Origin of the sequence: Stieleria tagensis (assembly GCF_024129865.1) — a bacterium.
Classification (GTDB): Bacteria; Planctomycetota; Planctomycetia; order Pirellulales; family Pirellulaceae; genus Stieleria; species Stieleria tagensis.
The window spans coordinates 1-1,540 of sequence record NZ_JAMYFE010000189.1 but is presented as its reverse complement, the minus strand read 5'-3'; the positions used below and the strand labels follow the sequence as shown (position 1 = coordinate 1,540).

The following is a 1,540-nucleotide window of genomic DNA, read 5'->3' as shown; positions in this document are numbered from 1 at the left end:
TCGCTATAGTCGATGTCGATGCTGCCGTAACCGACATCGCCAACCGTGATCGTGGTTGCCGTGATGGTTTGGCCACCGACTTCTCCAAACGACATCGCGCCGGCGCCACTGTCGTTGATCGTCAGCGCCGTCGCGCCGTCGATGTCCAGCGACTGAGTCAAACTGCCGACGGCTGCCGCATCAACGTTGACGACGCCGCCGGTCGTGATCTCGGCGGTCGCCGTGGCTTGGGCGACACCGATGGTTTGCCCGTTGGCGTTCAGATTCAGATCCCCTGTTCCCACCCCGATCGAATCATTGTCCAGGGTGATGCCGGATGCGGTGGCGGTTAACGTGACGGTTCCGTCACCCGAGTTGTTGACGGATTCGTTTCCGCTGGTTCCGGCCTGGAGTTCGATGCCACCGGCATCGATCGTGACCGCGGTGCCGTCGCCGCCGCCGCTGACTTGGCTGGCCGCTGCAACCGTCACTGTTCCCAGTGCATCCAGGTCGACATCACCGCCGATCGCTGCGCTGACACCGTTGATTCCACCGGCACCACTGCCAACGGTCACGTCGCCGATGTCCCGAATGGCAACGCCACCGGAGTCGGTCGTTTGCGCGGCCAAGGTTCCGACGTTCGTGTCGATGGCGCCGGTGTTGCCAATGCCGCTGGTGGCCGACAGGGTCAAGACGCCGTCGGTCGTGATGTTGGTTGACGTGCCGGAAACGGACTCGTTGATCGCGCCATCGACGGCTGTCACGGTCGTTGCAGCAATTCCGGTATTGATCGAGTTGACCGAAACATCACCGGCCAAAGCGGTGTAGTCAAAGTTGCGGTTACTGGCGTCGTGCTGGACTAGATAGAGCAGGTGATTGGTGTCAATCGCCAGGAAATCGGTATCAAAGTAGTCGACAATAATCGTTCCATAGGCCACATCGCCGACCGTGATCGATGTGGACTGAATCGTGCTTGCGGTGACTTCACCGAGGTACATGTCTCCAGCCCCGGTATCCGTGATCTGCAGTTCGGTGGCCCCCTCCAGATCGACATGGTTGTTGTTCGACCCGATGGTGGCGGCATTGAAAGCCACGGTGCCTGCGGCATTGATTTCGGCGGTCCCGGAGGCTTGTGCAGCAAGAATACTTTGCGTGCCGACATCGATGCTGACCGTTCCGGATCCTGCTCCCACAGAATGGTGGTCCAGCGTGATGTTGCCAGCGGTGGCGGTCAGGGTGATGGTGCCTGATCCGGTGTTCTGCACGGTTTCGGTGCCTGCGCTGCCGGCATTCAAACTCATGCTGGTGGCGTCCAGTGTCAACGTCGTCGCGTTTCCACCGGCCAGGACTCGGCTGCCTGTGGCGATGCTGAGCATGCCGCCGGCATCGATATCGACGCTGCCACCGGAGGCCGCGGTGATCCCACTGACACCGCCGGAACCGACGCCGATGGTCAATGCGTCGAGTTCGTTGATGAACACGCCGCCGGAGGCTGTCGTTTGGGCCGCGATCGTGCCGACATCGGTGTCGATCGCTTGTCCGCTGCTGCCGATCCCCGTGG

The 1,540-nt window shown here is 61.5% G+C and carries 1 protein-coding gene; it reads right to left on the bottom strand.

Going from position 1 to position 1,540, the window contains the following annotated elements:
• On the bottom strand, nucleotides 1-1,540 hold a 1,540-nt coding region (locus NHH03_RS27700; RefSeq protein WP_253161608.1), incomplete at both ends, for a beta strand repeat-containing protein.